6 protein-coding genes and 1 pseudogene are annotated in these 6,059 nt (G+C 68.2%); 3 read left to right on the forward strand and 4 right to left on the reverse strand.

Going from position 1 to position 6,059, the window contains the following annotated elements; genetic code table 11:
• A partial coding sequence (locus A9X03_RS05685; protein WP_068260077.1) for a cysteine dioxygenase occupies nucleotides 1-426 on the forward strand: 426 nt, incomplete at its 5' end.
• Nucleotides 426-875, forward strand: coding sequence for a rhodanese-like domain-containing protein (locus tag A9X03_RS05690; protein WP_067759280.1), 450 nt, complete (start codon nucleotides 426-428; stop codon nucleotides 873-875). The genes A9X03_RS05685 and A9X03_RS05690, both read left to right, overlap by 1 nt.
• On the opposite strand, the gene A9X03_RS05695 is transcribed toward A9X03_RS05690, so the two are convergent.
• From A9X03_RS05695 to A9X03_RS05705, 3 genes are read right to left on the reverse strand one after another with little or no spacing between them, the layout of a single operon-like run.
• Nucleotides 872-2,617, reverse strand: coding sequence for an alpha/beta-hydrolase family protein (locus A9X03_RS05695; protein WP_068260080.1), 1,746 nt, complete (start codon nucleotides 2,615-2,617; stop codon nucleotides 872-874). The two genes, A9X03_RS05690 and A9X03_RS05695, sit on opposite strands and share 4 nt — an antisense overlap.
• 7 nt (nucleotides 2,618-2,624) lie before the next feature.
• Nucleotides 2,625-3,416, reverse strand: a complete 792-nt coding sequence (locus tag A9X03_RS05700; protein ID WP_068260083.1) for an enoyl-CoA hydratase — start codon at nucleotides 3,414-3,416, stop codon at nucleotides 2,625-2,627.
• Between the two features lie 13 nt (nucleotides 3,417-3,429).
• Entirely contained in the window at nucleotides 3,430-4,464 is a 1,035-nt protein-coding gene (locus tag A9X03_RS05705; RefSeq protein ID WP_067783182.1) for an enoyl-CoA hydratase/isomerase family protein, read from the reverse strand.
• Nucleotides 4,465-4,676: 212 nt separating this feature from the next.
• Here A9X03_RS05705 and A9X03_RS05710 point away from each other — a divergent pair, with 212 nt between their 5' ends.
• Entirely contained in the window at nucleotides 4,677-5,534 is an 858-nt protein-coding gene (locus tag A9X03_RS05710; protein WP_067759335.1) for a Bax inhibitor-1/YccA family protein, read from the forward strand.
• Nucleotides 5,535-5,688: 154 nt separating this feature from the next.
• Here A9X03_RS05710 and A9X03_RS05715 read toward each other — a convergent pair.
• Nucleotides 5,689-6,059 (reverse strand): annotated as a pseudogene (locus tag A9X03_RS05715) (acetyl-CoA C-acyltransferase); the annotation flags it as partial.

Raw genomic sequence — 6,059 nt, forward strand, 5'->3', positions numbered from 1 at the left:
GAGACGCGGCGCTGGTTCACCCGCATCCACGGTGACGAGGAGCTGGACGTCTGGCTGATCAGCTGGGTGCCCGGCCATCACACCGAACTGCACGACCACGGGGGATCGCTGGGCGCGCTGACCGTGGTGTCCGGCTCGCTCAACGAATTCCGCTGGGACGGCCGCGCCCTGCGGCAGCGGCGGCTGGACGCCGGCGACCAGGCCGGGTTCCCGCTGGGCTGGGTGCACGACGTGGTGTGGGCCCCCCGGCCCGTGGCGGTGCCTGTCTCGGGCTTCGCGGGCGCCGGAGGCGGGGCGGTGCGTCCGTCGCTCAGCGTGCACGCCTATTCGCCGCCGCTGACCGCGATGTCCTACTACGAGGTCACCGGCCGTAATCGCCTGCGCCGCCAGCGCACCGAGCTGACCGATCAACCGGAGGGACCGTGATGAGCCGCATCGACGTTGTGTTGAGATCCGCCCGGCGCCGTTTCCGTCGCCTTCCCGCCGCCGAAGTGCCCGACGCGCTGCGGCGCGGGGCGGTGCTCGTCGACATCCGTCCGCAGGCCCAGCGGTTCCGCGAGGGTGAGATCCCCGGTGCGCTGGTGATCGAGCGCAACGTCTTGGAGTGGCGCTGCGACCCCACCAGCGACGCCAGGCTGCCCGAGGCGGTCGGCGACGACGTCGAATGGGTGATCGTCTGCTCGGAGGGTTATACCTCGAGCCTCGCTGCCGCCGCGCTGCTCGACATCGGCCTGCACCGCGCCACCGACGTCATCGGCGGGTATCACGCCCTCGCCGGTTCGGGTGTGCTGGAACAGCTTTCCGGTGCCGCGCCGGTGGACGCCGGCCCGGGGCTGCTCGCCAACTCCGGCACGCCGGGTCGCCGCTGGCTCTAGCCGGTGGAGGTCGCGTCCGAATGCAGCAGCGGCCGCAGCTTGTCGGTCTTCTCCTGCGACCAGCCGGGCGGTGACAGCACGGCGGCCCAGCCGTCGGCAGCGTCGGCGACGTAGTGGTGGCCGTGTCCCTCGGGCACGTCGACCGCCACCGCCATGTCCGCCGAAACCTGTAGGAACGTCACCACCGGGATCCAGCGCGTCTCGGGCAGCACGTCATAGCCCCGCCGCTCCCGCAGCCAGTCCGGTTCGCTGAACAGCAGGTCGGGTGACCACCAGGCGATCGGATCCGAGGCGTGCTGTAGATAGACCACCCGCGGGTGGTCCCACGACGAGTTCGGGCGGCCCAAGTTGGTTGGGCGAGCGACGAATCGGACGTTCTTGCCGTCGTTGTAAATCGGCAGCCACTCCGGGGAGCCGGCGTCGCGCGTCGACGTCAGGTCGGTCCAAATGGTGTTCTGGAATGTCGGTCCGCTGAACAGCGCGCCGTCGGTGCGGGCGAGGACGTTGTTGAGGCTCATGAACGGCGCCTCGCCGCCGAACGATCCCAGGCTCTCGCCGAACACGACGAGCTTGGGGCGTTGCGCCTCGGGCATCTGGCGGATGAGTCGGTCGACGGCCTCGAACAACGCCTGCCCGGCGTGGCGGGCGTTCTCCTTGTCCACCAGGAAGGACAGCCAGCTCGGCAGGAACGAATACTGCATGCTGACGATCGCGGTGTTGCCGTTGTACATGTACTCGAGCGCGTCGGCTTCGGCCTCGTTGATCCAGCCGGTGCCGGTGGTTGTCGCCACGGCGACGACGGCACGTTGCAGCCCGCCGGTGCGTTGCAGCTCACGGGCGGCGAGCTCGGCGGTCGCCGTGATGCCGTCCGCGGAGTTCAGTCCCGCGTAGGCCCGGATCGGTTCGGTGGCCGGCGCGCCGTTGAAGGCGGCGAGCTGGTCGACTCTGGGCCCGGCTTCGACGAAGATGCGGCCTTGGTGCCCAAGGGATTCCCATGACACCAGCGACTCGGGCCCGCCGGAACGCAGCGGGGTCTTGGGCGGCGCCGTGTCGGGGTTCATCTCGTTGTTCGCCGACGCGAAGGTGTTGTTCATGGTGCGCATGGCGAACTTGAGCACCACGCCGTTGAGCAGGGTGATGGTGAGCACCACGAGCAACGCCACCACGATGGTCGCCGACAGCCGAAACGGCGCGATGCGGTCGACCTCACCCACCAGGAAGCGGACCAGCCACCGGATGAACTGGCCGATTTCGACCAAGGTGAACAGCACCACGATCGACAGGCCCGCGGCGACCGGGTAGTCGTACCACTGCAGGTGTGCGACGCCCATCAGGTCACGCACGTTGTCCTGCCAGACGTGAAACCAGATGGCCATCAACACCATTCCGAGCGCGCCGATCGGGATCAGGACCATCCACGCCCACCGCGGCGGCGGGGGACTGTGGTCCTTGGCGCGCATGTAGCGGACCAGCCACACGGCGAAGACGCCCAGCCCGTAGCCGATGGCGCCGGAGATCCCGCTGACCAGGCCCTGGAACAGCGCGCCCCGCGGCAGCAGCGACGGCGTCATGGAGAACCAGATGAAGATCAGCCCGACGGTGGTGCCGGTGAACGTGTAATGGCGCACCCACCAGGGCTTTTGGCTCCACCGTAGCCGGCGAGTCGCCGGACCGGCTTCCGGTTCGGCTGCCGGCTCGGCCTCGTCTTCCGGCGCGGTCGTCGCAGAACCCGGCTCGGTCATCGCAGGCCTACCGGTGGGTGAAGTTGGGAGCGCGCTTCTCGATGAACGCCGTCATTCCCTCGGACTGGTCGTCGGTCGCGAAGGTGGAGTGGAAGAGCCGACGTTCGTAGAGAAGTCCCTCGGACAAGGTGGATTCGAACGCGCGGTTGACGGCCTCCTTGGCCATCCGGGCCGCCGAGCGTGACATCTGCGAAATGGTGGTGGCGACGGCCTTGGCCTCGTCGAGCAGGTCGTCGGCCGGCACCACGCGCGAAACCAGGCCGCTGCGTTCGGCTTCGGCGGCGTCGATGGTGCGCCCGGTCAGGATGAGGTCCATGGCCTTGGCCTTGCCGATGGCGCGAGTCAGTCGCTGCGAACCGCCCATGCCGGGCAGCACCCCGAGTTTGATCTCGGGCTGGCCGAACTTCGCCGTGTCGGCGGCGATCAACACGTCGCACATCATGGCGAGCTCGCAGCCGCCGCCCAGCGCGTGCCCGGCGACCGCGGCGATCGTCGGGGTGCGCACGGCGGCGAGTTTGGCCCAGGGGGCGAAGAAGTCGGCGCCGAACGCGTCGGCGAACGTCAGGGCGGCCATTTCCTTGATGTCGGCGCCGGCGGCGAACGCCTTGGCCGAACCGGTGATGATGATCGCCCCGATGCCGGGGTCGTTGTCGAGTTCCGCTGCGGCGCTGGTGACTTCGTTCATCACCTGGGTGTTCAGCGCGTTGAGCGCCTTGGGCCGGTTCAGGGTGATGGTGCCGACGCGCCCGTCGCGTTCGACCAGGATGGTTTCGTAGCTCTTGGAGGTGGGGTCTGTCATCCAAATCGCCTTTCTAGAAACTCAAGTCGTCGTCGACCGGGGTGAAATACGCCTCGACGTCGGCGGCGGTCACCGCGCCCAGCGTCGCCGGCGACCACTTCGGGTTGCGGTCTTTGTCGATCAGCTGCGCCCGGATGCCTTCCACCAGGTCGTGCGACCGCAGCGACGCCGACGACACCCGATAGTCCTGAACCAGAACGTCTTTCACCGTCTCGAGTTTGGCGGCGCGCCGAACGGCCTCCAGCGTCACCGACAACGAGATCGGCGAGCGGGTGGAGATCAGGTCGGCCGCCTCCGCGGCCGGGCCGCCGTGTCCGCGCAGATTGGCGACGATCTCTTCGACCGTCTCAGCCGCATAGCAATCGTCGATCCAATGACGTTGGGCCGCAAGCTCGCTCGGTGGCGGCTCGACGGCGTGCTTGACCAGGGCGCCCTGCACCCCATCGGCGACGATCGACCGGGTGAACGCCTCGAGATCCGGGTGGGGCACGTAGTGGTCCGCGAACCCCATGGCGATGGCGTCGGCGCCGGAAAACGGCGCCCCGGTCAGCGCCGCGTGCAGCCCCAGCCCGCCGGGCGCCCTCGACAGCAGGAACGCCCCACCCACGTCGGGAACGAAGCCGATGCCGACCTCGGGCATCGCGACCTTCGAGGTGTCGGTCACCACGCGGATGTTCGCGTGTGCGCTGACGCCGACGCCGCCGCCCATCACGATGCCGTCCATCAGCGCCACGTATGGCTTGGAGAAGTCGGCGATCTGGGCGTTGAGCAGATACTCGTCGCGCCAGAACCGCCGCGCCTCGACGCCGTCCTTGCGCGCGCTTTGATAAATGGAGACCACGTCGCCGCCGGCGCACAACCCGCGCTCACCGGCGCCGGAGAGCACGACCGCGCGCACCGCGTCGTCGTCGGCCCAGTCGGTGAGGATCGCGCCGAGCGCGTCCACCATCTGCTGATTGAGCGAGTTGATGGCCTTGGGGCGGTTGAGCGTGATCAGACCGACGTCGCCGTCGATGCGGGTGAGAACCTCGTCGGATTCGTCGGTCACGCCCAAACCTCCCATCGCCGGGTCACCCTCGACGAAAAATCTAGATCGTGACGACCGGCGCCCTACCCGCGGGTAAGGGTTATCTTTAACCCGACGCCAGCAGCAAAGGCTCTGGGCGCCGGAAAATGCCCAGTTCGGCTGGGAACCCGGACGGCACGCTGCTCGTTGAGATTGTGTTCGCACAGCTCGAAGCCAATAGAGAGGATCCGACGGTGCGGGAGACAAGCAACCCGGTATTTCGTTCGCTGCCCAAGCAGCAGGGCGGATACGCGCAATTCGGCACGGGCGCGCCCCCGATGCAGGGCTACGGCTATGGAGCCGACCCCTACGCGGCGCCCTACCCAGCTCCGTACCAGGAGGCCAGGGCTTCGCGTCCGCTGACCATCGACGACGTCGTCACCAAGACCGGCATCACGCTGGCCGTGCTGGCGGTGTCCGCCGTGGTCTCCTACTTCCTGGTGGCGTCCAACCTGGCGCTGGCGATGCCGCTGACAATGATCGGCGCGCTGGGCGGCCTGGGGCTGGTGCTGGTCGCGACGTTCGGCCGCAAGCAGGACAGCCCGGCCATCGTGCTCAGCTACGCCGTGCTCGAGGGGCTCTTCCTGGGCGCCATCTCGTTCGTGTTCGCCAACTTCTCCGTCTCGCACGCCAATGCCGGCGCGTTGATCGGGGAGGCCGTCCTGGGCACCTTCGGGGTGTTCTTCGGCATGCTCGTCGTCTACAAGACGGGGGCCATCCGGGTCACGCCCAAGTTCACCCGGATGCTGGTCGCCGCGATGTTCGGCGTGCTGTTCCTGATGCTCGGCAATTTCGTGCTCGCGATGTTCCACGTCGGCGGCGGTACCGGCCTGGGCCTGCGCAGCGGCGGACCGATCGCCATCATCTTCTCGCTGGTGTGCATCGGGATCGCGGCGTTCAGCTTCCTGATCGACTTCGACGCGGCCGACCAGATGGTGCGCGCCGGGGCGCCGGACAAGGCGGCCTGGGGCATCGCGCTGGGTCTGACCGTGACGCTGGTCTGGCTGTACATCGAGATCCTGCGTCTGCTCAGTTATCTGCAGAACGACTAACCCTCGTCGACGAAAAGACCGGCACGCCAAAGGCGTGCCGGTCTTTTCGTGCCGGGCGTCGAATGTGAACTGACGCCGCCGAGCGTGCGCTCATGGCGGGCCTTCCCGGCGTGTCGCCGCCCTGGGCGCACGCTCGACCGCTAGTGAAGAGCGGTCAGCTGAGCCGCTCGATGATCATCGCCATGCCCTGGCCGCCACCGACACACATGGTCTCCAGGCCGAACGTCTTGTCGTGCGTCTGCAGGTTGTTGATCAACGTGGTCGCGATCCGCGCGCCGGTCATGCCGAAGGGGTGGCCCAGTGCGATCGCCCCGCCGGACACGTTCAGCTTGTCCTCGTCCATGCCCAGCTCGCGGGCCGAGCCCAGCACCTGGACCGCGAAGGCCTCGTTGATCTCGTAGAGGTCGATGTCGTTGATCGACATGCCCGCCCGCGCCAGCGCCTTGTTGGACGCCTCGATCGGACCCAGCCCCATGATCTCCGGCGACAGGCCGCTGACGCCGGTGGACACGATGCGCGCCAGCG

The organism is Mycobacterium sp. E1715 (assembly GCF_001667625.1).
In the GTDB taxonomy this organism is placed as follows: Bacteria; Actinomycetota; Actinomycetes; order Mycobacteriales; family Mycobacteriaceae; genus Mycobacterium.